At 45.6% G+C, this 25879-nt stretch carries 22 protein-coding genes and 1 pseudogene; 5 read left to right on the top strand and 18 right to left on the bottom strand.

What is annotated here, in order from left to right; genetic code table 11:
- Window positions 1-25 precede the first annotated feature (25 nt).
- The 3 genes from D3795_RS00115 to D3795_RS00105 form a co-directional block, all read right to left on the bottom strand.
- Window positions 26-1912, bottom strand: coding sequence for a nucleoside-diphosphate sugar epimerase/dehydratase (locus D3795_RS00115; RefSeq protein ID WP_173020959.1), 1887 nt, complete (start codon window positions 1910-1912; stop codon window positions 26-28).
- Between the two features lie 171 nt (window positions 1913-2083).
- On the bottom strand, window positions 2084-2929 hold the full coding sequence (locus tag D3795_RS00110; protein ID WP_156265622.1) for a sel1 repeat family protein: 846 nt from the start codon (window positions 2927-2929) through the stop codon (window positions 2084-2086).
- A complete protein-coding gene (locus tag D3795_RS00105; RefSeq protein WP_156265621.1) occupies window positions 2926-4062 on the bottom strand; it encodes an SEL1-like repeat protein in 1137 nt (378 codons plus the stop codon). Before D3795_RS00105 ends, D3795_RS00110 begins: the two co-directional genes overlap by 4 nt.
- Window positions 4063-4299: 237 nt before the next feature.
- On the opposite strand from D3795_RS00105, the gene D3795_RS00100 reads away from it, so the two are divergent.
- Window positions 4300-4638: a helix-turn-helix transcriptional regulator gene (locus D3795_RS00100; protein WP_156265620.1), complete on the top strand. Its 339-nt coding sequence runs from the start codon at window positions 4300-4302 to the stop codon at window positions 4636-4638.
- Window positions 4628-5908, top strand: coding sequence for a type II toxin-antitoxin system HipA family toxin (locus D3795_RS00095; RefSeq protein ID WP_156265619.1), 1281 nt, complete (start codon window positions 4628-4630; stop codon window positions 5906-5908). Before D3795_RS00100 ends, D3795_RS00095 begins: the two co-directional genes overlap by 11 nt.
- Before the next feature lie 74 nt (window positions 5909-5982).
- Here the strand turns inward: D3795_RS00095 and D3795_RS00090 are convergent, their stop codons facing one another.
- On the bottom strand, window positions 5983-6960 hold the full coding sequence (locus D3795_RS00090; RefSeq protein WP_156265618.1) for a hypothetical protein: 978 nt from the start codon (window positions 6958-6960) through the stop codon (window positions 5983-5985).
- Window positions 6950-7549 carry an adenylyl-sulfate kinase gene (cysC, locus tag D3795_RS00085; RefSeq protein ID WP_156265617.1) on the bottom strand — a complete coding sequence of 200 codons (600 nt, stop codon included), beginning with the start codon at window positions 7547-7549 and terminating at the stop codon, window positions 6950-6952. Before cysC ends, D3795_RS00090 begins: the two co-directional genes overlap by 11 nt.
- Window positions 7550-7622: 73 nt before the next feature.
- Here cysC and cysD point away from each other — a divergent pair, with 73 nt between their 5' ends.
- Genes cysD through D3795_RS00070 form a run of 3 tightly spaced genes read left to right on the top strand, consistent with a single transcriptional unit; the run spans window position 7623 to window position 11885 of the window.
- Entirely contained in the window at window positions 7623-8741 is a 1119-nt protein-coding gene (gene cysD, locus D3795_RS00080) for a sulfate adenylyltransferase subunit CysD (RefSeq protein ID WP_173020958.1), read from the top strand.
- Between the two features lies 1 nt (window position 8742).
- Entirely contained in the window at window positions 8743-10149 is a 1407-nt protein-coding gene (cysN, locus tag D3795_RS00075) for a sulfate adenylyltransferase subunit CysN (protein ID WP_156265615.1), read from the top strand.
- Entirely contained in the window at window positions 10146-11885 is a 1740-nt protein-coding gene (locus D3795_RS00070) for an SLC13 family permease (protein ID WP_156265614.1), read from the top strand. The genes cysN and D3795_RS00070 overlap by 4 nt, the downstream gene beginning before the upstream one ends.
- Here D3795_RS00070 and D3795_RS00065 read toward each other — a convergent pair.
- The 13 genes and pseudogenes from D3795_RS00065 to wecC all read right to left on the bottom strand — a co-directional run bounded on the left by D3795_RS00065 (window position 11845) and on the right by wecC (window position 25876).
- Complete coding sequence (locus D3795_RS00065) at window positions 11845-13800, bottom strand: acyltransferase family protein (protein WP_313906861.1); 1956 nt, start codon at window positions 13798-13800, stop codon at window positions 11845-11847. The genes D3795_RS00070 and D3795_RS00065 overlap by 41 nt on opposite strands.
- A 160-nt stretch (window positions 13801-13960) precedes the next feature.
- Window positions 13961-15208, bottom strand: coding sequence for a hypothetical protein (locus D3795_RS00060; protein WP_156265612.1), 1248 nt, complete (start codon window positions 15206-15208; stop codon window positions 13961-13963).
- 41 nt (window positions 15209-15249) lie between these two features.
- Window positions 15250-15798, bottom strand: a complete 549-nt coding sequence (locus D3795_RS00055; protein WP_156265611.1) for a sugar transferase — start codon at window positions 15796-15798, stop codon at window positions 15250-15252.
- The gene (locus D3795_RS00050; protein WP_173020957.1) at window positions 15795-16706 is read right to left on the bottom strand and encodes an NAD-dependent epimerase/dehydratase family protein; all 912 of its coding nucleotides are present in this window, start codon (window positions 16704-16706) and stop codon (window positions 15795-15797) included. The genes D3795_RS00055 and D3795_RS00050 overlap by 4 nt, the downstream gene beginning before the upstream one ends.
- Window positions 16703-17905, bottom strand: coding sequence for a glycosyltransferase family 4 protein (locus D3795_RS00045; protein WP_156265609.1), 1203 nt, complete (start codon window positions 17903-17905; stop codon window positions 16703-16705). Before D3795_RS00045 ends, D3795_RS00050 begins: the two co-directional genes overlap by 4 nt.
- The gene (wecB, locus tag D3795_RS00040; protein WP_156265608.1) at window positions 17895-19049 is read right to left on the bottom strand and encodes a non-hydrolyzing UDP-N-acetylglucosamine 2-epimerase; all 1155 of its coding nucleotides are present in this window, start codon (window positions 19047-19049) and stop codon (window positions 17895-17897) included. Before wecB (D3795_RS00040) ends, D3795_RS00045 begins: the two co-directional genes overlap by 11 nt.
- A 14-nt stretch (window positions 19050-19063) precedes the next feature.
- Window positions 19064-20236 carry a UDP-2-acetamido-2,6-beta-L-arabino-hexul-4-ose reductase gene (gene wbjC, locus D3795_RS00035; protein ID WP_156265607.1) on the bottom strand — a complete coding sequence of 391 codons (1173 nt, stop codon included), beginning with the start codon at window positions 20234-20236 and terminating at the stop codon, window positions 19064-19066.
- Between the two features lie 3 nt (window positions 20237-20239).
- Window positions 20240-21274, bottom strand: a complete 1035-nt coding sequence (locus D3795_RS00030) for a polysaccharide biosynthesis protein (protein ID WP_156265606.1) — start codon at window positions 21272-21274, stop codon at window positions 20240-20242.
- On the bottom strand, window positions 21274-22350 hold the full coding sequence (locus tag D3795_RS00025) for a glycosyltransferase (RefSeq protein ID WP_173020956.1): 1077 nt from the start codon (window positions 22348-22350) through the stop codon (window positions 21274-21276). Before D3795_RS00025 ends, D3795_RS00030 begins: the two co-directional genes overlap by 1 nt.
- A 90-nt stretch (window positions 22351-22440) precedes the next feature.
- Entirely contained in the window at window positions 22441-23031 is a 591-nt protein-coding gene (locus D3795_RS00020; RefSeq protein ID WP_156265604.1) for a glycosyltransferase, read from the bottom strand.
- Window positions 22983-23558: a hypothetical protein gene (locus D3795_RS00015; RefSeq protein ID WP_156265603.1), complete on the bottom strand. Its 576-nt coding sequence runs from the start codon at window positions 23556-23558 to the stop codon at window positions 22983-22985. Before D3795_RS00015 ends, D3795_RS00020 begins: the two co-directional genes overlap by 49 nt.
- A 12-nt stretch (window positions 23559-23570) precedes the next feature.
- A pseudogene (gene wecB / locus D3795_RS00010) lies at window positions 23571-24704 on the bottom strand (non-hydrolyzing UDP-N-acetylglucosamine 2-epimerase).
- Between the two features lie 53 nt (window positions 24705-24757).
- Window positions 24758-25876 (bottom strand): UDP-N-acetyl-D-mannosamine dehydrogenase, encoded by a 1119-nt coding sequence (wecC, locus tag D3795_RS00005; protein WP_313906860.1) that lies wholly within the window; start codon window positions 25874-25876, stop codon window positions 24758-24760.
- Window positions 25877-25879 lie beyond the last annotated feature (3 nt).

Raw genomic sequence — 25879 nt, 5'->3', positions numbered from 1 at the left:
GTCCTTGGACTGCACCCCTCTTAACTTATAAAAGAGGGCGCGCCAGCAGGTCGTTTACGTGGTCTTCAGAAGGGGTATAGCCGCACGGGGCTTGCAGCAATAGCTTACGGATGGTGTCGTACAATGCATGCTCACAAGCATTGTCGAGCAGCTGCAGCAAATCGTGCATAGCAGACCACGTCATAAAATCTTCCTGCGCCTGCATAATGCGCGGATGCGCACACGGTACAACATTATCGCCGATCAGCAGCTCTTCATATAACTTCTCACCTGGTCGCAAGCCAGTAAAACTAATTTCAATATCACCATCAGGATTATCGCGCGTACGCAGCTCAAGCCCCGACAGGTTGATCATTTTCTTCGCCATATCGACAATGCGCACTGGCTCGCCCATATCCAGCACAAACACCGAACCAGTCGAACCCATCGTGCCCGCCTGAATCACCAACTGCGCCGCTTCAGGAATCGTCATAAAATAACGGGTAATATCAGGGTGCGTCACTGTCACCGGCCCACCGAGCTCAATCTGTTGCTTAAACAGCGGTACGACCGAACCCGAAGAGCCCAGCACATTACCGAAACGAACCATACAAAAGCGCGTCGACACATTCTCGCGCTCCGCCAATGATTGCAACACCAACTCTGCTAAACGCTTGGTGGTGCCCATCACGTTTGTTGGTCGCACCGCTTTATCGGTCGAAATCAACACAAATTGCTGAACCCGAGCATTAATGGCCGCCTCAGCCGTCGCCCAGGTACCGAATACGTTATTGCGTACGCCCTCAACCATATTAAACTCAACCAAAGGCACATGTTTATAGGCCGCGGCGTGATAAACCGTCTGCACCTTAAACGCCTTCATGATGCCTTCAACGCGCGCTTGGTTTTGCACCGAGCCCATCATCGGAAAAATATCAAGGCTCACACCGTGGCGGTCACATAGCTGACGCAACTCGCGGTCAATCGCATACAAACTATATTCGCTCAGTTCAAACAGCACTAACGCCCGAGGCTTTTGCAAAATAATCTGACGACACAGCTCCGAGCCAATCGAACCGCCCGCACCGGTCACCATCACCACCTTGTCGCGAATGTGCTTTTGCATCAATGTGGTATCCGGCGCCACCGGATCGCGCCCCAACAAGTCTTCAATGTTGACGTCTTGCAAGCTATCAATGGAGATATCGCCGTTGACCATGTCGGCCATACCAGGAATGGTCTGCACCCGAATATTTAAAGGTTGGAGTGATTCAAGAATTTGCTTGCGCACCGAGCGCGTCGCAGATGGCAGAGCCAAAAGAATACGTTCAATTTGACCACTGGTCACCGCATCTTCAACCTGCGATGGGTCAATGACGGGAATACCAAGAATGGTTGTGCGCTGCAGCGTGCGGTCGTCATCCACAAACACCACCGGATGAAATTGCTCGCCATTCATCAATGCTTGCGCCAGTTGCCGACCAGCCGAACCAGCCCCATAAATAAGCACGCGGCGCTTCCGACGACTCACCATGCGATGGTAAATCTCACGCATAATCAGACGACTTCCGCCGATCATCAGCAGCGCCATCAAACCGTAATTGGCCACCGCGTGCCCAGGGAAGTCAAGCTGCAGCATGGTTCGCAGCGCCCACAACCAAAGTGTGGAAACAAACACGCCGACTAACACCGAACCCAGCGCACGGAAACTCACATACCGCACCACCGCACGATACAGCCCCAGCTTCGTGAACACCGCCAGCGAACCGATGGTTAACGCCACATACAAAAACGCCCAGCGCAATAAATCGCTCGGCGGCTGGTATAAATACGCCAACACGTGCGCAACAATTAGCGCAACCAAGATGGCCGTTGCATCAGCTAGCAGGCTCACCAGGCGCTTCATGGAGCGCGGCAGCTGCAGTACGGGCATTAGAAATTTCACTGGCTTAGCTTACATCCGTTCAAACAACCAATAATTTAAAATTGGATTATAAAGCTGTTAAACAGTTGTTACAAGGCTGAGTCTAGGGCTTCGCCGTTGATAACTTCATGCTTCAACAATAAAGGAGGGGTGCAGTCCTTGGACTGCACCCCTCCTCTTTCAAAACAGGCGGATGGTGCGCGGGAGTTCTTCGGCGGTGACTAAACTATCTTTCAACACAACATGCTCAATGCGCGTGATTTCCTCCTGAATCTTAGCTCTATCCGCGTCAGCAAGAGGATACCGTTGTGCTAAGTGAAGCGACTCAAGTGCATACTTCCAGCTCTTTACAGATTCAGCGATACCCGCCGCTCGCAAAGCCGCAGGGAAATAGCCTGACAGTGCAGCCTCGCGGTAAAAGGTGAAGGCTACATTCGTATCGCGCTCCGCAATCTTTCCTTCATCGTACAATTCCGCGTACGCAAATGCTCCCGCTGGGTGCTTATAGTTGGTTGCAGAAGCTAGGTAGTTGTACCCAAGGTTGCCGGCCTCAACTTCACCGGTATCCCGCGCCTGCTGCACAAAATACACACCTAAAAGATATCTAGCTGTCACCACATCGGCCAATTCATTGCTAATTGGGGTAAACGAATTCTCCGGTGCTGGGCAGTCGGCTTCTGTTCTGCAATAAGCCAATACCTCATGCACGCGCGCTTCTGCCGCTTTATCGCCGCGAACCGCTTGAAGGACAATATCGTAGTTTCGTAGCCAAGAATCTGTCCAATGCTGTGCGACATGCGCACCCATTGGCGTCGGAGCTTCTTTATCACCAAGTGCGGCAATAACCGGTTTACTTCCTACTGCGCCAGAGACTGAACTAGACTTCTCCGCAGCCGACGCATGCCAAGGCAGGCGCTCGGGCAATAGTCCAAAATCTCTCAACACGCCAACCGTAAACAGCAACGCAACCGCACCTACCGGCACGCCAACAAAGCCCCATAACACCCATTTTTTGCTTGTGCTCACCAGTTGAACCCCTCACAAAATGTATTGTTACTTCTGCCTTTGCAGACCAAGTCGTATTCACTGCGAGACAATGAAATCTTGCATTCGCTTTGACGCATTTGGTTGTAATCTTTCAACGAACGCAGATCACGATCAACATACCCGCGCTCGCGCAACAAATCGCGTCGCTCTTGCTCGAGTCGACTAAACTGCCCACTTCGCGCATAACTTTCCAAAGCCCCTTCATGGGTACCACGCACCGTGCCTCGTGTATTTCGCAGCACGTTGATGTCGCCCTCAACGTCATCCAATTGACTATCAATTGATCGCAATTGCCGGCTCAAGCTAGAACGACGTTGCATGATATTTTCGAGATCGTCCGCGCACTGCCGAGCTTGCTCTACAACATTGTCGCGAACCTTAGAAGTTTGTGGTTTTGGGGTAGGCGCTGACGCTGAAGTCATCGATGCCTTGCGCTGTGCCAGCACGTTATCCAGTGGATAGCCGAGCTCGCGTAGATTCGAGTGAATAGTATTCACATAAGGTTCATACTGATTCTCTACGTCGCGAAGCAGCTCAAACGCTTGCTTAAAAACATCCAGCGCGGCTTGCGACGAACCGATGGAACGGTAATGCAAACCCAGTTCAATTCCCGATTTTAAATGCCCGCGCTCTAATGCACTTTGTAGCAACTGCGCGCCATACTCTGGGTCTTTCGCCACAATGCCGCCACGAAGAAATTGCCGCCCCAAAACGTAAGTGCTTGGCGCATAGGTTAAGTTGTTGGCGAAGGTATGAAGTCGTACAAAAAGTGTCGGAGTACGCTCCAGTCCGGCCTGCTTCGACTTATCGAGAAACAACGCCGCCAACCGTGCCGCCGCTACCGCAGCTTCACGTTGTTGCTGTGTCGGGCGCTCACCTTTGTTCGCAAGCGGCCCTTTGCACTCGGCGCGCGCTAGGCATTTTTTCACCAGACTATTGAGCTTATAAATTGCGTGAACTTCACCGCGCTCAGCCGGATCCGTCAACTGCCACAACATGGTTTCTTCAAGTTTCCAAAAGCCCGGCTCAGACTCAAACATTTGGTTGGACTGTGCGTTCGCCGCGTCAGCCATTGCCGACAGCAGTACCGCTATTATTAGTAGGTTGCGCATGAGCGTCATCTCGCAAAAGAACCCTCACAAAGGGTAACCTTTGAAAATTATGCCGCCCTCGCCCAGTTGTCAAGGTGGGGTGCAGTCCTTACTCCGACCCAGGGGCGGAGTTAGGACTGCACCCCACCTCCTCCCCCAACTCCGGCAGCTAGTCGATTCCCACCAACTAGCGAAAAACAGACCGATGTGCTATACATGAAACATTAGATATTAATATGTATTATGTATGGAACAATAATGCCAAAATCAGTTATAAGAAGTTACTCACATTACACCCGAGAAGCATTATCTCTGCTTGCTGGATTGATACGCTCTGCGAGACTTGAAAACAAAATGAGCGCTCAAGAAGTAGCCGATCGCGCTGGTATCTCAAGAAGTATGCTTCACCGCATAGAAAAGGCTGATCCTAAATGCGAAATTGGTGCGACGTTTGAAGTAGCCCGAATTGTTGGCGTCAATTTGTTTGAGAATGAACCCAACCGACTTGCCATGCATGTCAAACAAGTTAATGAAAAGCTAAGCTTATTACCCAAAACGGCTAGAAAATCTCGAAAGGTAGCCAAGGATGACTTCTAAACGAAAGATTGAACCAGAATTACTCCGAAAATATAAAGAAGCCTTTGTCTGGATTTGGCTACCCGGTAATACTGAACCGACCGTAGCTGGTCGCTTAGAGCCCGATGGTGACAAATTGTATTTCAACTACGGTAAAAGTTATCTTGAGCGCACACCAAATGCTATCTCGATTTACGAACCGGAGCTGCCATTAGAATCGGGAGTTTTACCATTATTAGACGGCCTATCTGTACCAGGGTGCATCAGAGATAGTGCACCAGATGCATGGGGGCGTCGCGTCATTATCAATCGTCGCATGGGCCATAAAGGCCAGAATATAGATACGGGTCAGCTTGATGAGTTGACGTATTTGCTTGAGTCAGGGTCTGATCGTATCGGCGCGTTAGATTTTCAATTATCTGCGACAGAATATGTACCAAGAACTTCAACAAACGTAAGCATTGAAGAATTAATGGAATCAGCAGAACGTGTTGAAAAAGGAGTTCCACTTACTCCTGAACTTGATCAAGCTTTGTTTCATGGCAGTTCAATTGGGGGGGCTCGCCCAAAAGCCTTGGTTGAAGCTCACGGCAAGAAATACATCGCCAAATTTTCTGCGAGCACTGATGTTTATAGCGTTGTAAAATCAGAGTTTATCGCAATGCGTCTAGCAAGCCTTGCAGGCCTGAATGTCGCTCCTGTAATGCTAACCCAGTCTGCTCACAAAGATGTTTTACTGGTTGAACGCTTTGATCGTGTTACAAACGACAAAAGTTGGACGCGCAAGTCTATTGTCTCAGCCCTAACCTTACTTGGACTTGATGAGATGATGGCGCGTTATGCGAGTTACGAAAATCTAGCAGAAATTATCCGCCATCGTTTTAATAACCCACAACAGACGCTTCGCGAATTGTTTGCTCGACTTTCCTTTAATATTCTATCGGGCAACACCGACGATCATGCCAGAAACCATGCGGCCTTTTGGGACGGGCGCTCACTCTCGTTAACCCCAGCGTACGATATTTGCCCACAAGGTCGAGCGGGCAATGAAGCATCGCAGGCCATGATGATATTCGGTACAAACCAGATGAGCCAATTAAAGACCTGCTTAGCCGCTGCACATAACTTTCTGCTGTCAGAAGCCGAAGCCAAAGAAATATTCGAACATCAAATTGAAACCATTACGAATAATTGGAACGCGGTGTGCGAAGAGGCAGCGCTAAGCGAAGTCGATAAACGGCTACTGTGGAAGCGACAGTTCTTAAATCCGTATTCCATTATCCAAGATTAGCGCTGGCTCGAGTAGTAGGAGGGGTGCAGTCCTTGCTCCGACCCAGGGGCAGAGTAAGGACTGCACCCCACCTCTCACTTATAAAATGCGCGGACAGCGCCAACAAACTCATCCAGCGCACCAACAGGCAACGCATTCACCCCGCCAGCGCCAGCACGCCCGCCGCCATCAAACCGCGCACAGATGTCACCAGCGCCCTCAAGGCGAACCTTAGGCGCCCGCAAGCTCACAGTCAGCGTGGCGCCATCGGCGTTCGGCGTAGCAATCACAATTGCCTGCGACGGATTAGCATGCGCCAAATCATTCCCCAAGGTGCCACTAATGCGGCGCGCCCACGCTTCAGCAGGCAGCATCACCGCACGCACCACATCATCACAAGCCACCACATCAGCTGCTGCAGCCAACGCCATATCTTCAGCAAAGCCACGACGCAACACCGCAAACGGCGCATCGGCTGCCGAGTCAGCCACGGCGGTCAACGGCGAATCGTAATCCATTAACGCTCGAAACAAATCTTCCGGCGCAAAATGCAAGTCGTCCACTGAGGCGCCGTAGCCGTTGTAATTCACCAACACGCCCAGTTCGCGTAATGCAGAAACCTCAGAAGCAGACAGCCCTAATGCGGCACATTCAGCCTCGGCAACATGATTCAAACTATCGCCAAACGCCGCCGCCACCGCCCACAACCGCTGACGCCCCTCTAAATAAGCATTCATCAGCAGCCCAGTACAAACCGTCGGCGCAAAATCAATCAAGCACTGCAAACGCACGTGCTCAAACAGCGTACGCGCTTGGTGATGATCACAATAAAACACTGAAGCCCCCTGCGACAGAATCCGTCGCAAGTCGTCGGTATTTTTATCAAAAGAAATATCTAAAGCATGCACCACGGCGTCGCGAGCCTGATCATCGCTCACCTTCGCCAGCAACGCATTGTCGCGCTTCACGCCGCTAATCAACATTTGCGAAGCAGCATCAACTGGAAATACTTTACGCAACTGAATTAGAGAGAAAATCCCATCGGCATCGCCATTAAATACATCAACGTACATTCAGCACCCCACGTGCCACCAGCGCCTGCACCACCTGCTCCGCCGCCTCTTCCACGCTCAGCGAAGCCGTGCGCAGATGTACTTCCGGTGCCACCGGCGGTTCATACGGCGAACTAATGCCAGTAAAATGCGGAATCTCGCCCGCGCGAGCCTTCTTATACAGCCCTTTTGGGTCACGCTGTTCACACACATCTAACGGCGTATCGACAAACACTTCAATAAAGTCAGCAGAAGCCAAAGAACGCGCTTGCGCTCTATCGGCCACAAATGGGGAAATAAATGCGGTACCGACAATCAGCCCGGCATCGGTCATCAAGTTCGCGACTTCGGTAATGCGGCGAATATTCTCAACGCGCGAGGCATCATCAAAGCCCAAATCTTTGTTCAGGCCGTGGCGCACATTGTCGCCGTCCAGCACATAACTATGGCAACCGCGCTCAAACAGCTTTCTATCCACCGCGTTGGCAATGGTGCTCTTGCCCGAGCCCGACAAACCGGTATACCAAAGCACGCAAGGCTTGTGGCCTTTTTGCGCCGCGCGTTCCGCAGCCGAAACCGAGGCTTCATGCCAGACAATATTTGTAGTCATCTTTAACATCCGATTCTTTAAAGATTGAAAATAACGAAAAGGATATCACGAAAATTAAACATGAAATCAATTTATGCGATCGCATAATAACATTCGAAAATTGCCACCAAAACACCTCTTCTTATGCGATCGCATAAAAACTAGCAGGTTTAGGGTGCAGTCCAAGGACTGCACCCCACCTCTCACTTCCACCAGCCCCGAAACTGCGCTACAATCCAACAACTTTTCAACGCACCGAAAAAAACCAATTAAACACAAATACAGCAGTCAAGGATGCTACAAAACCATGACCTCGAAGCTAACGCATTTAAAGCAGCTTGAAGCGGAATCCATTCATATATTTCGTGAAGTTGCCGCCGAATTCCAAAACCCCGTCATGCTCTATTCTGTCGGTAAAGACAGCTCCGTGCTTCTGCACTTAGCACGTAAAGCGTTTGCCCCAGGCAAAATTCCATTCCCGCTGATGCATGTCGACACCACTTGGAAATTCCGCGAAATGATCGAGTTTCGTGATCGCATGGCCAAGCAACATGGCTTCGAACTCATCACCCATAGCAACGAAGAAGGCATCAAACAAGGTATCGGGCCATTTACCCACGGTAGCTCAGTACACACTGATGTGATGAAAACCCAAGCATTAAAACAGGCACTGGATAAGTACCAATTCGATGCAGCCTTCGGTGGCGCACGACGCGACGAAGAGAAATCACGTGCGAAAGAGCGCGTGTACAGCTTCCGCGATAAAAAGCACCGCTGGGATCCGAAAAATCAGCGTCCAGAACTATGGAATATCTACAACGGTAAAGTCCACAAAGGCGAGAGCATTCGTGTATTCCCGCTGAGCAACTGGACCGAACTCGATATTTGGCAATACATCTACCTCGAAAACATCGAAATTCCTGAGCTGTACTTCGCCAAAGAGCGCCCTGTGGTTGAACGCGACGGTACCCTCATCATGGTCGACGACGATCGCATGCCACTCGAACCTGGCGAGCAGCCGCAACAAAAACTGGTGCGCTTCCGTACCCTCGGTTGCTACCCGCTCACCGGAGCCATCGAGTCGAGCGCAGCGACCCTACCGGAAATCATCCAAGAGATGTTGCTCACCACTACTTCAGAGCGTCAAGGCCGCATGATCGATCACGACAGTGCTGGATCGATGGAAAAGAAAAAAATGGAAGGGTATTTCTAACATGAGTCACGCATCGCCATTAATTGAACAAGACATTCTCAAATATCTTGATCAACACGAGAACAAAGAACTCCTCAGATTCATCACCTGCGGTAGCGTCGACGACGGCAAAAGTACCCTGATTGGCCGTTTGCTGCACGACAGCAAAATGATTTTTGAAGATCAACTCGCAGCTATCACCAAGGATTCAAAAACTGTCGGTACGACCGGTGACAAAATCGATCTCGCTCTCTTAGTAGACGGCTTGCAATCAGAGCGCGAGCAAGGCATCACCATTGACGTGGCCTACCGTTACTTCAGTACCGATAAGCGCAAATTCATCATCGCCGACACACCGGGGCACGAGCAATACACTCGGAACATGGCCACAGGCGCCAGCACCAGTGATCTGGCGATTATTCTCATTGACGCACGTCATGGTGTACAAACCCAAACCCGACGCCACAGCTTCATCGTCAGCTTACTAGGTATCAAGCACGTAATTGTTGCGGTGAATAAAATGGACTTGGTTGAATACAGCCAAGATCGCTACAAAGAAATCCAAGACGAATACTTAAAGCTGGCCGGTCAGCTGGATATTCCAGATATCCACTTTGTGCCAATCAGTGCCCTCGATGGCGATAACGTTGTAAACCGAAGTGAAAATACGCCATGGTTCCGCGGTCGCACCTTGATGGAATACCTCGAAACCCTCGAGATCAGCCGTGATGGCGATCACAAAGATTTCCGTTTCCCGGTGCAATATGTCAACCGCCCTAACCTTAACTTCCGCGGCTTTGCCGGTACCATTGCCTCAGGCTCAGTCAAAGTTGGCGACACCATTCGTGCGCTACCGTCAGGTAAAGTATCAACCATTAAGAGTATTTATACCTTCGATGGTGAACTGGAGGAAGCCAGTGCACCATTGGCAGTCACGCTAACTCTGAACGATGAAATTGATATTAGCCGCGGCGACATGATTGTCGAAAAAGATGCACTACCGCACACCAGTAACCGCTTACGAGCCAAAGTGGTTTGGATGCACGAAGATGCATTGGTTCCGCACCGCGATTACTACATCAAATTCGGCACTAAGTTTACCAGCGGTAGCGCTGAGAAAATCCATCACCGTATTGATGTGAACAGTTTTGAAGAAAAGGATGCCGAAACACTCGCGCTAAACGAAATTGGCTTACTCGATTTTAGCCTGCAAGAGCCGGTGGTGTTTGATAAGTATCGTATCAACAAGAAAACCGGCGCGTTCATTATTATTGACCGCATCACCAACGTTACCGTTGGCGCTGGTATGGTCGAGCAACCGCTGGTTGAAAAAGAAGAAACGCAACACGAAGTCAGTGAATTTGAGAAAGACCTCAACGCGTTTGTTCGCAAGCATTTCCCACATTGGGGAGCTAAAGAAATCGTATGATGCAGGCCTATGTAGGTCTTGTCATTGTTCTACTTTTCGCAGGGCTCATTGCTAATAAGATGCGCCCTGCGACGCTTTTCGTCGCAGCAGCACTCGCCTTATATCTCCCCGGCATGCTGAGCGCACAAGAACTGCTCAACCATTATGTCAACTTAAGCCTGATCACACTCATGTTGCTGTTGATCAGCTCCATGGCGCTTGAACGTACACGAGCTTTACAATGGGTCAGCCGTAGCTTGTTTCACAAAAGCCAGTTCATCACGCTACTGCGTATGATGGGCTTGGTGAGTTTCACTTCGGCGTTTCTGAATAACACCGCGGTAGTCGCGGCCCTAATGTCAACGGTACGCAAGAATCGTGATCACCCTGCGCAGCGGCTGCTTATTCCGCTGAGCTACTTCGCAATTCTCGGTGGTGTGCTAACGCTCATTGGTACCTCAACCAACCTCGTAGTAAACAGCTTCTTGGTGGAAACCGGTCACCCCGGCTTTAAGTTCTTCGATTTCCTACCTATTGGTTTAGGTGTGCTCGCGGCAGCTGGTGCGACAACGTGCGTCGCAGCCTACTTATTGCCGAAGCGCCAAGTAGAAAGTGACATCAGCCAAGACTACTTCTTAGATGCGAAGGTGGCCGACGACTCGCCATTGATTGGAAAAACCGTACAGCAAGCCGGTTTACGAGCGCTTGATGGCTTATTTTTAGCTGAAATTGTGCGCCACGGTAACCTCATTAGCCCCGTCAAACCTGAAACAACCCTACAAGCAAACGACCGCCTGGTGTTCTGCGGTGACGTGAAAGCCGCGCAACAGGTATCCAGTTTGCCGGGGGTGAATATGTTTGCCCACGAGGTGTTCTCAGAGACGAACGGCTTATTGCATGACAACCTGACTGAAGTGATTGTCAGCCATACCTCAACCTTAGTTGGTCGCACCCTTAAAGAAGCCAATTTCCGTGCGCTTTTCGATGCTGCAGTGGTTGCCATCGGTCGCGGTGGGCAGCGTATTTCAGGGAAATTGGGACAAGTTGAAATAAAGGCGGGCGACAGGCTAGTGCTTGCAACGAGTGAAGATTTTTATCGACATCGAAACCTCGAGCGCAATTTCTTTGTGCTGGAGGGCAAGCGCTTAAGCCCAACGTTAAATAATCAGCAAGAAACAATTACCATGCTGGGCTTTGTAGTAATGGTAGTGGGCGCCGCCACCCAAACATTTAGCTTATTTAACGGTTTACTGGGTTATTTAGGTCTGATTTTAGTCACACAGGTTATATCAGCAGCCGATATTCGCCGCCGACTGCCGCTCGATATTTGGCTGGTTATAGGCTCAGCACTGTGTATTGCCGATGTGTTTATTGAATCGGGGTTGGCAGCGACCGTCTCTGGTGCGCTTTTTGGTGTGGTTGGGAACGGCAATAGCATTTGGATAGCTTTTGTGACCGTGTATTTACTAACGTGGATTATTACCGAAGTGGTGACCAACAATGCCGCAGCAGCAATTGTCTTCCCAATTGCCGTAGGCATAGCCACGAGTTTAAACGTAGAAATAATGCCGTTCGTGATGGCCGTGGCGTTTGGTGCTTCAGCCAGCTTCATCAGCCCGTTTGGTTATCAAACGAACCTCATGGTCATGAACGCAGGAAATTACAAGTTTGGGGATTTTACAAAGATTGGGGTTTTGGTGTGGGTGGCGTACAGCGCTACCGCGCTGTACTTAATTCCGCAGGTGTTTCCGTGGTGATCTGATCAACAGCATTAATTTTTGACATGGAATTTCTTAATTGCGCGCGAAGTAGTTCACTCCCGTAAATTGAAAGATGATCATCATCAAAGTACAAAGGTTGACCATCTTTATTTGCAATACACCTTCCTGGCGCTTCCCTTAAATTACAAAGCTCTAAATCTGGATATATAAACTTCAACTTATCGGTGTTATCAATACTTTGTTTGACTTCAGTAAACAGTACATAAGCTTTTTCAGTACGTTCTTTATAAGTTTGATAACTTACTGAGGCAGTTGATAACGTAATAGTGTTTTCAGATAAATAAGTGCGAGCTAAAAACTTGGGAACATCCCAAGCTAATTCCGGTATGTCCATCACGACAATGACGCTTTTACCATTTTCGATAAGTTTATAAATCAACGTCTTTATCCCCCAGGACACAATCTCGCTAGGCTCTTTAAGCGAGTTTATATTGCTTTGCAACTCATATCTGACCGGCTCTCCGTACTCCCCCCCCCCTTCTCCGTTATCAAATCTCGTGCCTTCAATATTAAGCGACCATCGAGCCGATAGAATCACGGTTTCGATATTACTGTCTAGAAGAAACTGTAAATTCCTTGCATTAAATGGAGAGCAGTTAGGGTTATCTTTTCGAACTAAATCAACCGATGGCATACACGCTGAATATGTCAGGAGAATACCCTGTAATTCGAGCTCTTCGAGTACTGAGTCTACTGTATTACTAATTGCCGTCGCATGAGAATCTCCCCAAAATACCACTGATGGCTCCTGCTGTTCCTCACCAATTCGGCAAGCGTTGTTAATCGTTAGAATGTGTTTGGGACTAGATTGACAATTTAAAAAATTAGTTGATTTCAATGATGCAATATTTGTTAGCTCTAAAACTTTACTATCAAATCTAAAAGGAAAGCCTTTGGTTGTATGACCTATAAAGCCGAATACAATAAAAAATGTTGATAGAACGACCGAAAATAAGGCTACGGTACTCCGTTGTTTTATAAAATTCTTGTTTCGAAAAGGCGCTTCCACATATTTCCATGAAAAAGCAGCTAAACAAAGAGATAAAATAGAAAGTAAAACGTAATCATACGCATCGAGTCTAGTCAGATTGAGCATTCGTGAAAAAGCGAATATTGGCTGATGCCATAGATATGCACTAAAACTTATAAGACCAATTGCAACTATGGGTTTATAAGAGAGAACTTTCCCAGTTAAATTAGTCGGTCTCGCAAATGCGATTATCAATACTGTACCAATTATAGAAGGTAGTGCATAAACAGAAGGAAATCGGGTTGATTTGTCCAGCAGGATAATTGATAAAAATATTAATACAAGTCCGACAACACCTAAAGCTGAAGTGGTTTTGGAATTTAGTTTAAAAGTTTTTGTAACGTCAATTTTATTTGAGTAAATTGCACATAATGCACCGGCGCCAAGCTCCCAAGCACGAAACGGAAGAAGGTAAAAATTTGCTGATGGCCATAAATGCGAAGCAAATTCAGCAGCCGCAAAACTGACAATACACAACGACCAAACGATAATAGAGATTTTGCTTTTTCCCCACTTCCATAAGACCATTAAAAGCAATGGAAAGAATATATAAAACTGTTCTTCTACCCCTAAACTCCATGTATGGAGTAGTGGGTTTTCCTCAGCTGCTGGTGAAAAGTAGTCTGTAGTCCACCAATAAAGTATATTTGATGCGAAAAATGTGAGAGCCACAATTCCTTGTGACATACTCCTGAATTCATCAGGTAACAAGAAGAACCACCCAAACAAACCACCGCAACCAACAACAAAAAACAAGGCCGGTAATATTCTTCGCGCACGACGCTCATAAAAGGAAGCTATCGAAAAACGATTTTGCTTGAGTTCTTTTATTATTATTGAAGTGATTAGATATCCACTAATAACAAAAAAATATCCACACCGACGTACCCTCCTGAAAACCAGGAAAAATCGGCGTGGAATAGTATTACTGGCAGCACGGCTATTGCACGCAAACCGTCTATTTCAGGTCTATAGTTCATCTATTTTTCTTATTAATTGTAAAACTGTTCAAAACTAAATATTATTTTAATGAATTCACGGTGCGCATAGCCGCCAGCTTCTCCCGGTCAACATCACAAAGCACAGCCACCTTATCGGCAACCAGCGCCTCGTAATCGGCACCAAGCGTAACCTTTTGCCCGCGATACGAAGCATCGCGCCCAACCGCTAAACAGTAACTCACATACAATTGACGGGCATACTCTTCTTGAAACAGATAATGTTTTTGCAAAATACTCAACTCAGCATCTGAGCTCACCACATCTCGAATCAGCTCATTCAACGTTATGCGTGCATCAATAGCGCGCTGCATGTAGTCCAATGCAAAGTCGTACTTTTCGCCCAGAGCCACAGCCCGAGCAAAATACAGTCGCGCTTGGTTAAACAGAATATAACCGCGCCACATGGGGTCATCTTGCGAATGGCTTAAAGCCCGCTCGAATGATTCATCAGCAAGCGCAACGTAGCGCTTCAGCTTCTCCATCTCATAAGCTGACAAAGCACGTGTCGCCGCAATCCCTTTTTTCAACGACGCCACATCAAGCTCATCTTTATTACCAAACAAGCCAACCGCTAAACGACGATAGTGTAGCCCCAGATAATTATAATAAACCGTCACACTCTCTGGGTTACGCAACACCGGGCCACGAACCTTCAACAAGCCGGTGGAGGCCGTTTTATTGAGAACAATCAGCCCTTGGTACTCGCAAACCGCTTCAAACAGTTTTACCGCCTGTTGAATCTGTATGGAGTTACCTTTGCTGATTGATTGGAAATCGGCGGCCTTGGTTTTCATATCCGTAATCATGGTAGCGATACTCGCCTTGGCGGCCTCATCACTATTCGCATTCATTGCTGGAAACAGCACCAAGATATCGATCATGGATTGCAGGGTATCGGCGAAGTCCACCCCGGTATTCGACTGCTGCGCCAGCTTAGTTTGCATTTCGCTAATGATAGCGCTTCGCAACGATGCTTCGGTGGTTTGCGGATAAGTCTCGATAAACTCAGGCATGGAAGTCACATAGTGCTCGTTATCGAGAATGTCGCCTTCCATTTTGGTGATGTTGTTCACGCTATCAATGGAGATATACGTTTGCAGTGCAATAAACAGCGCCACCAACGAAATCACGCCCGACAACACCGCGACCGTGAATGAGGTGATATCAACCTGACCTGAATCGTGTAGCCATACCGCTAGAGCAAAGCCTAGCAATAATGCTAGCAGAACGGTGACAATGTAGACTGATTGTTTGCGGGATATTTTCATAGTGTTGTCATTACCGGACGTCCCGTGTCAGGATCAAATTATTAACGAACTCTGTCGCCACTGCCTTTACCGGCAACAGTCATAAAGATGTATTTGAAATAATTTTTCAAATTTAATGACTGAAGCATTCGAGCATCAGTTTCAGCAAGAAGTACCGGTGTGGACATATCGATCTCATTCACTTGCGCAAGTCCCGTAATTCCAGGGCGTGCTTGAAGAACCCCACGAGAACGACGCTCTTCAATCAACTCTTCCTGATTAAATAAGCATGGACGCGGACCTACAAGGCTCATCTCGCCTTTTAGCACATTCCACAGTTGCGGGATCTCATCCAGTTTGGTGCGACGCAAGAAATGTCCGAAGCGAGTGATAGATGAGGCATTTATCAAATGTGTAGCAACAGAGACCGTGCTGACTGGCATAGTTCTAAACTTCACTAGAGTGAAAGCCTTACCATAACGTCCTACTCGTTTTTGTCTAAACATTGGTGAGCCCGTATCAATCAAACCAATGATAAACAAAATACTTAAAATCGGGAATCCAACTGCTAAGCCTAAAAATGAAAAAATCAAATCACACAGTCTTATCACGAATATTTCCCTTTTATAAACATCTGTCCAGTATTTTCGAGTGCAATTCCAGTCTCAAACTTTGGTTGCCAACCGAGTTCCTTTTGAGCATATGACATATCAATTACGAGACTTTCGAAAAGTTGCTCATACATTTTTGTCTTACCAGTAAGAAAGAAGATTAACTTCCAAATAATTCGGGGACCGGCGAATAATATTGGCTTCTTTTTCATCCCTTTAGCAAACCCCGATAGTATCTCATGGGTAGAAATAGAATCGTCGGCAATGTTGAACGCTTTGCCTGCAGCTCGAGGGTGGTTTGTCGTTAAAAGTAGAAAATCAACTAAGTTTTCAACATATACCAACGCTCGTTTATTTGTCTTCTCTGCAATAGGAATTACTGGAAGTTTTTCAACCAATGCTAGAAGTCGGTTAATATTCCCCGGAGAATCGTAACCATATACTAAGGCTGGGCGAACAATAACCAACTCAAAACCTAACTCCCTGCTTAACAATGTTAGCTCACCCTCAGCCTCCAATTTTGATGTTGAGTAGTGCTCCTTCGGTTCAACCCCTGACGCTTCGGTAAGAGCATTAATAGAGCAACTTTTGCCGAAAACCCCAATGCTACTAACATATACAAAACGCTTTAAGCCCTTCGTACTCGCTGCTTTTGCTACGTCAATTGCAAATTTACAGTTTGCTGTATAAAACTCTTTGTAAGGGTCAGCTGATTTCTCGCGAAGCACATGAGCTCTGCCAGCCAGATGAATTACAATCTCACACTTTTCAGTTGGTATTTCATGTGTAGCTAAAAACCTAGCTCGATCGAGAGAGTTAAATGAAACTCCTATCTCACTTAGTTTCTTGACAAGATGTCGGCCAACAAACCCACTGCTACCGGTTACCAAAATATTAGTGAGCTTCACACGCGTTCCAATATTTCATTAGATATTGCCGATGCACCAGATTCTTTCGAAAATCGTTTAATAAACTCGGAGTGTATATAACCAGCGTTGGGGCGTCTTGACCATTCCTCACTTATTCTATCAATCGTCTTTGCAAGCTCTTTCGAATCTTCGCTGCTACAAACCCAACCCAGTTTTGATTCACGAACTAACCGAGATGGTTCTGCAGACTCATCTGCAATCACCAATAACGGCTTTCCAACTGCTAGAGAAAAATAAGTTTTACTAGGCACTCCTAAGCCTGTGACCCGCTTATCAAGTGAAACAACTGCGACATCACAATCATTCAACGTTTTATTTCGATTGTCTCTTGCAACTTCGCCACCAAACCGAACGTGTACATTGGTAGCATTACTTTCAATAAAGTTTTTTAGGCTTTGTACAAAAGCCCCTCGACCATAGAAACTAAACTTAATATTTTTAGACCTAACAAATTGAAAAGAGTCGAGAAGTAGCTCAAGTCCCTGAAGTGGGCCAATATTACCTAAGAATTGAAACTCTATGGCGTTTATAGAGCGCTCTGGCATCTCTACAGGAAAAATTTCAGATTCATTCGCCCAGTTACTAACCAAAACTACGTTTTCTTTGGAGACTCCCCATTCAATCAATCGAGATTTCATGCACGCCCCAATTACAAGTACTTTATTTACTCGCTTATAAGCCAACAAGAATATCGGTCTAATTAACTTACCAAGAGTCGCGTAGATGCGGCTATTACTAATTGCTATTAAGTTATCTGGAAAAATGTCATAACACAGCATGACCTTTTTAACTTTATTGGAAGAAATAAAAAGGCTCATAAAAAGAACTAGAAAGGCTGGGTTTGTACCCCAAAACACGGTGCTAACTTGTTTGCTCAAGGAACGTGCTCGCCACCATAATTTTACTGTCAATAATATCGAACTGATAGCCTTTCGGAGACTTGCTCTTTTGTAATCCGAGTTTTCGGAGATAAATTCTGAGGTCACTGAACCTCCGAATCGAGACTCTAAATCTTTAAATGCAACAAGATTATCCTTACTCTTCGGAATAATAAGTTTTACTTGTGCATTATCAATGAGTAAACGTTCTATGATGTGAAAGAAATACTCGCCAGTTGAATTGCTTTTCGGGCTTATAAATTCAGTCGGAATTACAACTTCAGAGCGTTTACCAATCATATCGGCTAAACGAATCCATATTCTTCCAGTGAGGGGTCAGTTTTGCAGTTCCTGTAATTAAACGCACGACACGCTCTGAGGTATTTCTGATTTTGTATTCTTCCGGAATTTCACGCTCAGTGCCTGAAAACACATCTCGGCTCGCTGTTGCAATACGCACACCTTCAATGAGGGTGTCTTTGTCGAGGCCTGTCAATGCAATAGCGCCGGTATCGAGCGCTTCTGGGCGCTCAATGGAACGGCGCAACGTTACTGCAGGGAAATTCAAAATAGATGATTCTTCGCTAATGGTACCGCTGTCGGAAATGGCACAGAACGCTTCCATTTGTAGTTTGTTGTAATCAAAGAAACCGAATGGTTTTAAGAAGCGAATATCGCCGCTAATTTTATCTAAACCAAGTTTTTCAAGGCGGTTACGTGTGCGCGGGTGTGTCGAGACCACCACGGGGTAACCATACTCTTCATATAACGCGTTCAGCGCTTCAACCACTTTAGCTAAGTTTTCTTTGCTATCGACGTTCTCTTCACGGTGCACGCTAACAATAAAAAACTTACCCGGTTCTAATTCGAGTTGTTTCAACACATTCGAGTTCTGAATTGAGTCGAGTGAGTGCTCCAGCACTTCGCGCATTGGCGAGCCTGTTAAATATATAAAGCGATGCGACAAGCCTTCGCTAATTAAATGACGGCGCGCATGTTCGGTGTATACCAAGTTAAAATCGGCAAGATGATCCACTAGTTTGCGATTAATCTCTTCCGGCACGTTCGCATCGAAGCTACGATTACCAGCTTCCATATGATAAGTCGGTACTTTCATGCGCTTTGCCATAATGGTCGCAGTGGCGCTGTTGGTATCGCCAAGTACTAATACGGCATCGGGCTTTTCTTCTAAAATCACCTGCTCAGTTTTGATTAGTATTTCGCCGAGGCTGCGACCTAAGCTTGACGTATCGACATTGAGAAAATGATCGGGTTGACGTACACCGAGTTCTTCAAAAAATACATCGTTCAACTCGTAATCATAATTTTGACCGGTGTGAACAATCTTATGATCGACAACTTGATCAAGTGCTGCCATCACCCGCGACAAACGAATAATTTCTGGGCGAGTGCCCAAAATGGTCATGACTTTAAGTTTTTTCATTCTATTCGGCTCTTTTATTTTTTCGTTTGTTCGGTGTTATTTAATACAGGGCTAGCATAGGTATCCGGCTTTTCTCTGTCGAATATTTCGTTCGCCCATAACATCACCACCATCTCTTCATTGCCAATATTGGTAATGTCGTGACTCCAACCGGGCACCGTTTCAACAATTTCAGGATTATCGCCGTCAGTAAACAACTCATAAAACTCATTGGTCACCACATGACGGAATTTGAAGCTCGCTTTACCCTTAATCACCAAAAACTTTTCGGTTTTGGTGTGATGATAATGCCCGCCACGAGTAATGCCTGGGTGCGCCGTAAAAAATGAAAACTGTCCGCTATCTGGAGTTTTCAGCATTTCGACAAATACACCGCGTTCATCGCCATACTTCGGCACTGTATAAGTGAACTTGTCCGTTGGTAAGTAGCTCACATACGTTGAATACAACTTACGCTTAAAATAGGTTCCAACGCGCTCGGTAATCAGCGTTTCGCGGCTATTCTTAAATGCTTGAATGTGTTTTGCGATGTCACCCACAGTTTTCGTATGCACTGGCCCGGCAAGTTTCAAACCAGATACAGGCGCAGGTTTCTTGTTTCTAATCGCGGTGATGGCTTTGAACGCAATTTTCAAAAGCGCTTCGATGACGTCATCAACATAGACAAGTTGTACTTGCGCTTTTTCATCGTTAATTTGAATGGGCAAATCACGCGCTATGTTATGACAAAATGTCGCAACCATTGAGTTGTAGTTCGGTTTGCACCACTTACCAAATACATTGGCTAATCGATAGATATACACTGGGTTTTGCGTTTCACCATAAAGCTTACGCAAGATATCTTCAGCGGCTTTTTTACTTCGCCCGTACGGGTTGTCACGCTCTGCTTGAATAGACGAGCTATAAAGAATTGGAATACGACGCTTCTGCTCTTTTGAAACGCTACGAACCGAATCAGCCAATGCTTGAGTTAAATCGGCATTGCCTTCTTGAAATTCCTGTTCATGTTGCGGACGGTTCACACCAGCTAAATGAATAACAGCATCAACATCTTGCAACATGCTTTTAAGTTCACTGACATGATTTTCGCGCGTGTAGCATTTAAAGCTCACGTCAGGCATTTCATTTAAATGAACTTGCAAGTTCTTACCGACGAATCCGTTTGCTCCGGTAATTAACAGCTTCATAATTTAACCTTCTGGATGAATATATTCGCCAGCGGCAAACGCACGCATAAAATCGAGTTTAAGCAAGAGTTTCTTCATGCCATCAACATCAAGACGCTCGGTGTTGTGTGAATTGTAATCTTCCACTTCGCCAATTTTGCTATCACCTTCTTCAACATATTTGGCGTAGTTTAAATCTCGTAAATCTGGCGGTACACGATAGTATTGTCCCATATCTTCAGCACAGGCCATTTCTTCACGAGAGAGCAACGCTTCGTAGAGTTTTTCGCCGTGACGTGTACCAATAACTTGATTTGGATAATCGTCTTTATTAATCAACGACAAAATGGCTTTAGATAGTGTGTCGATGGTTGCTGCTGGTGCTTTTTGAACAAAAATATCACCGTTTGTACCGTGTTCAAAAGCGTAGAGTACGAGGTCTACCGCATCATCAAGGGTCATCATGAATCGCGTCATTGACGGGTCAGTCATGGTGATAGGTTTACCAGCACGAATTTGGTCTACAAACAGCGGAATAACTGAGCCACGTGAAGCCATAACGTTGCCATAGCGGGTACCGCAAATAACGGTTTTGCTTTCATCTACGTTACGTGATTTTGCCACCATGACTTTTTCCATCATGGCTTTCGAAATACCCATAGCATTAATTGGGTAAACGGCCTTATCGGTGCTTAAACACACCACGCGCTTCACTTCATTTTGAATAGCTGCTTCAAGGACGTTTTCTGTACCGATAACGTTCGTTTTAACTGCTTCCATTGGATGGAACTCACACGATGGTACTTGCTTTAATGCGGCTGCGTGATAGATAAAATCAACGCCACGTGTTGCGTTCAACACGCTTTGGTAATCACGTACATCACCAATATAAAACTTAAGCTTAGGATTATTGTACGCTTTACGCATGTCGTCTTGCTTTTTTTCGTCGCGGCTGAAAATGCGGACTTCAGCGATGTCCGTGTATAGAAAGCGGCGAAGGACGGCGTTACCAAAAGAGCCGGTGCCGCCGGTGATGAGAAGTTTTTTTCCGTTGAACATTAGGAGAGAACCTTATTTATTACTTCAATATATTTTAATGCGCGATCTCGCGGATTCGAAAAATTAATCGCATGCTCGCGAGCAGCAAGTCGTTCTTCGAGATCGCGTCGCCATTTATTCTCTATATAGTCATCGATTACACGCGCCGCATCTTCAGGACTCAGAGGGTCGAAGTAATATGCATGTTCACCACAAACGTTGCGGTTAAATGGTCGGTCTGATGCGAAAAGAGCTCGCCCTGTAGCCATTGCTTCAAGTGGCGTTGCTGAAAAACATTCTAATAATGAAGGGAAGAAAACACCATCAAATTCCAAGTAAGTATCTATACACTCGTCAACTTTCTTAGGCCCCAAGTTCACTACTTGATTTTGAAAAATAGATGATTCTCCATGAAACTCTTCTTTTTTGAAGGTGACATAAAACTCAATTTTTTGGTGATATCGCTCTTCAAGAATTAGTTTGACCTCAGGAAGAATGGATAGATTTTTATGGGAGTAATTTCTTGAAATAATTCCTAGCTTGAAAACTTCGGAGGTTTTCTCAGCAAGTTGTAGTTTTTGCTCTTTCATTTCCCTGTAATTACCAGAAATCGTGTTGTAGGCAATATGAATGTTATTCTCATGGCCGATATTTTTAGATAACATCCTTTCTTTCACGTGCTCTAATTCAACAACATAAGCATCAGCCCCTTTGAATAATTGCTTTTTGAGCCAGAATGTCATTTTTGATTTCAATGCAGATAACAAACCAAGACTTTGATAGGCATCACTGTTATTGTACAAAATCCAAGGCTGGGCAAACCCAATAACTTTTTTTGCTCCAATCATCGGTAAATAATCGGGACCAAAAAGGCTAAATATCAAATCGAAATTATGGTACTTTTTTCTTATTTTGGGCGAGAAAGCAGCTAATCCAAAAACATCAAATTCTTGCACATCGAAGTTCTGCTTGAGCTGATGTACTGTATCACCTAGATTTTCTGCGACTTCCGACGAAACGTAAATAATGACTTCGTTATCGCTAAACGCACACTCTATATCGCTAAGCTCTCGTAAAAAAGACGTAGCAACTTGCACTCCGCCTCCATTGTGGAGATTCGAAGTATTTATACAAACGCGAAGATTCATTGAACTTATCGAAACCTACTTACTTATTAGGATGCCTTATTATGAAAGAGCATCTATGAAGTTACGAACTTTAGTCTCTAAATTAGAATTGTACTTAATTGTGTTTAAAGCCCCTTGAGATAAACTCTCTTGCATTTTCTCATTATCCAGAAAGCTCTCAAGTTTTAAGATGAAATCATTAATTGAGCCTTCTTTGTAGACTACTGCGTTCAAGCCATGTTGAAGAATATCAAATTCTGATGCTTGGTTTGCGATACTGTCATCCGTCATCACTGGAACTCCGAACCCCAAAGAATGATGAGCACTAAGGCCAATGCATGTAGGCACAATTGAAATCTTTGCTACGGAAAACCATAAAGATAATTGATTTTTGTCATAGCAAGGCCCTAATATTCGTATCGACTGCTCTAACTCAAGTCTCGCGACTTTTACTTTAAGTTCTTCCAAGAGTTCTCCACCTCCAATCAGAACAAAAAGTAGCCTCTTATTTTTTAAAATCATTTCCTGCGCAGCATCAACAATGAAACCTGGTTTTTTATATGCTGATAGCCTTACGACTTGAAGAACAACCGTTTTTCCCTCTAATTGATGATCCGCGACAAACTTAGCTTGGGTATCTTTATCAAAAATTGAATTTCTTCGTTGTTATCAATTGCTGTTCCAATTACTTTTATTTTATTAGAGTCTACACCTAGTGCATCTAACGTAATCGCACCTCTTCGTGAGTAGGTAAATAGCTTGCGAGAAAGTATACCAAAAGCTTTATACGCCACTCTTGAAAACCTATTCATTCCCCCGATTCGGTGAAACATCCCATATGCAGCACACCACTTTCTTGTCAACTTTAAGTAAATTAACACCAGCCACACAGCCATATCTCTGGGATTTCCGTAAACAACAACTTTGTCCGGATTTAAACGTCGAAGTGCCCCTACTAAACCTTTACGATAAGTAAACCTTCCAGTCTTTAAAAATGGAAGGCTAACAACATTAATGTCGGCCTCTTCTTCGTTTTTTACAAAAACATCACTATCTGATGCTTGATCTGCAATTATAATGACGTTGTATTTCTCTTTTAACTCGGATGTTAAACGAGCATAAAAACTCAAGTTATAATGAGGGATTATATTTGTAACGATCACCAAATTCTTCTTCACTATTCAACCCACTTAAATTGTTCGCTGCAAATTAACTAAAATATTCCTACAAGCCGTCCCGTTTCCATAAGGGTTATGAGCCCGAGACATTACAGCATAGGCTTGCTGATTAGATAACAGTTCAGACACTTCTTCGACAATAGCAGCGATACAAGTGCCAACTAACTTTACAGTCCCAGCCTCTACCGCTTCAGGCCTCTCAGTCGTGTCTCGCATTACCAGAACTGGTTTGCCGAGCCCAGGCGCTTCTTCTTGCACACCACCGCTATCAGTTAACACCAAGTAGCACTGCTGCATCAGGTACACGAAAGGCTCATAGCCTAGAGGCTCAATCAAATGAACGTTATCTAAACCTGTTAACAGCCGACGCACCGGTTTTTGTACATTTGGATTCAAGTGAACAGGATAAACAAAGTGTACATCTCGATAAGTTGTCGCGAGTTGTTTTAGTGCCTCGCAAATATTCTCAATCCCATGCCCGAAGTTTTCTCTGCGATGACCAGTGACCAATACAAACTTCTTGTCTTGCAAATTAACAGAAAGACCAACTTCAGTGAGTTGATTTTGAATCGATTGTTGTAAGTCAGCATCATTCTCAATCTTATTGATGACCCAATGCAACGCATCAATAACTGTATTGCCGGTAACGATAAATTTTTATCTAAAATCTGCTCTGCAAGTAAATCTCGACGATTACGCTCTGTCGGTACAAAGTGATACTTTGCCAAGCGACCGGTCAATTGCCGGTTCGCTTCTTCTGGCCATGGGGAGTATAAGTTATGAGTGCGCAGCCCAGCTTCAACATGCCCAACCGGAATGCGAGCATAAAAAGCTCCTAAGGATGCTGCGAAAGTTGTCGCTGTCACCGTGCACTAAAACAATATCTGGGTTTTCCTTTTGCAAGATTTCGCGCATACCCAATAACACACCGGAAGTAATGTCATATAAATCTTGTCCTGACTTCATCAGGTTCAAATCATAATTCGGCGTAATTTCAAACAAAGATAATACTTGATCGAGCATCTCGCGATGCTGTGCAGTAACAGCAACGATCACCTCAAAATCGCTATTTGCCTGTAAGGCTTTAACCAAAGGAGCCATTTTGATCGCTTCAGGGCGTGTTCCAAACGCCAACAAAACCTTCATCGCTAATCCCTATTTGTTGACCGTGACACCACAAAAATCTAAAACCATCCCTTTTACTTTTCGGTTTTAAATTCGTTGTGAGCAACCAGATAAATAATGACATCCGCAATCTCGGCTGCCCGATGATAATCCGTCAAATGAATGCTTCCATGTTGTTTCAAGTTAGGCTCTACTGCTAAAACCTCAATATCTGATTTCTGAAGTGCTTGAAGCACTTCGAGTGCTGGAGATTCACGCAAGTCGTCAATGTTCGGTTTGAATGCAAGCCCCATACAAGCAATTGTGGGTGCCTTACCATACTTTTCTTCAAACTCTTGTACTTCACTCAAAATGCGTTTAATAACCCATTCAGTTTTGTAATCGTTAATTTCGCGCGCAGCGCGAATGATACGAGCATCATCTCCACCGGCATGAACAATAAACCAAGGATCCACGGCAATACAATGCCCTCCGACACCTGTTCCAGGCTGCAAAATATTAACGCGCGGATGACGGTTGGCGAGTCGAATTAGCTCCCAGACGTCGATGTTAAACTTGTCACACAAAATTGAAAGCTCATTGGCGAAAGCAATGTTCACGTCGCGGAAACTATTCTCGGTAAGTTTCGCCATTTCTGCAGTACGCGCATCGGTCACTAATACTTCGCCCGAGACAAAAGTTCGATAGAAATCTGCAACTTTTTCGCTGGCCTCGGGAGTTAAACCACCGACAATACGGTCATTTTCAACCAGCTCGCGCATAATGTGTCCAGGAAGGACACGTTCCGGGCAGTGCGCAATATATAAACTTGACGTATCAACACCCGCTTCTTGCAGGGTGGTCTCGACTATTTCTGTAGTGCCAACCGGTGAGGTTGACTCTAAAATAACAAGATCATAGGCTTTTAAAACGCCTGCGATTGATTTCGTTGCAGCGATTACATAATCGATATTGGGCACATGTCCTTCATGAAAAGGCGTCGGTACCGCTAGCACAAAAACATCGGCCGTTTTCGCTTCCAGTGAAGCTGTCAACTGTTTATTCGCCACCGCTTTTGCAACATAAGCATCTAGCTCAGGTTCAACAATGTGAATATTACCTTGGTTAATGGTGTCAACCACCTCAGGTGTCACATCCACACCATGAACACGATAGCCTTGATTGGCCAGCAAAGCTGCGGTGGGTAGGCCTATGTA

The sequence above is a fragment of the Pseudidiomarina andamanensis genome (genome assembly GCF_009734345.1).
Taxonomy (GTDB): domain Bacteria; phylum Pseudomonadota; class Gammaproteobacteria; order Enterobacterales; family Alteromonadaceae; genus Pseudidiomarina; species Pseudidiomarina andamanensis.
Note: the sequence above shows the minus strand (reverse complement) of the source record. Positions and strands in the feature narration are given on the sequence as shown.

What these genes read in the sequence shown, in the direction of transcription:
- D3795_RS00115 (WP_173020959.1), bottom strand. Translation starts at nt 1,912, where the DNA reads ATGCCCGTACTGCAGCTGCCGCGCTCCATGAAGCGCCTGGTGAGCCTG.
- D3795_RS00105 (WP_156265621.1), bottom strand. Translation starts at nt 4,062, where the DNA reads ATGCGCAACCTACTAATAATAGCGGTACTGCTGTCGGCAATGGCTGAC.
- D3795_RS00100 (WP_156265620.1), top strand. Translation starts at nt 4,300, where the DNA reads ATGCCAAAATCAGTTATAAGAAGTTACTCACATTACACCCGAGAAGCA.
- D3795_RS00095 (WP_156265619.1), top strand. Translation starts at nt 4,628, where the DNA reads ATGACTTCTAAACGAAAGATTGAACCAGAATTACTCCGAAAATATAAA.
- D3795_RS00090 (WP_156265618.1), bottom strand. Translation starts at nt 6,960, where the DNA reads ATGTACGTTGATGTATTTAATGGCGATGCCGATGGGATTTTCTCTCTA.
- cysC (WP_156265617.1), bottom strand. Translation starts at nt 7,549, where the DNA reads ATGACTACAAATATTGTCTGGCATGAAGCCTCGGTTTCGGCTGCGGAA.
- cysD (WP_173020958.1), top strand. Translation starts at nt 7,623, where the DNA reads ATGCGATCGCATAATAACATTCGAAAATTGCCACCAAAACACCTCTTC.
- cysN (WP_156265615.1), top strand. Translation starts at nt 8,743, where the DNA reads ATGAGTCACGCATCGCCATTAATTGAACAAGACATTCTCAAATATCTT.
- D3795_RS00070 (WP_156265614.1), top strand. Translation starts at nt 10,146, where the DNA reads ATGATGCAGGCCTATGTAGGTCTTGTCATTGTTCTACTTTTCGCAGGG.
- D3795_RS00060 (WP_156265612.1), bottom strand. Translation starts at nt 15,208, where the DNA reads ATGAAAATATCCCGCAAACAATCAGTCTACATTGTCACCGTTCTGCTA.
- D3795_RS00045 (WP_156265609.1), bottom strand. Translation starts at nt 17,905, where the DNA reads ATGATTGGTAAACGCTCTGAAGTTGTAATTCCGACTGAATTTATAAGC.
- wecB (WP_156265608.1), bottom strand. Translation starts at nt 19,049, where the DNA reads ATGAAAAAACTTAAAGTCATGACCATTTTGGGCACTCGCCCAGAAATT.
- wbjC (WP_156265607.1), bottom strand. Translation starts at nt 20,236, where the DNA reads ATGAAGCTGTTAATTACCGGAGCAAACGGATTCGTCGGTAAGAACTTG.
- D3795_RS00030 (WP_156265606.1), bottom strand. Translation starts at nt 21,274, where the DNA reads ATGTTCAACGGAAAAAAACTTCTCATCACCGGCGGCACCGGCTCTTTT.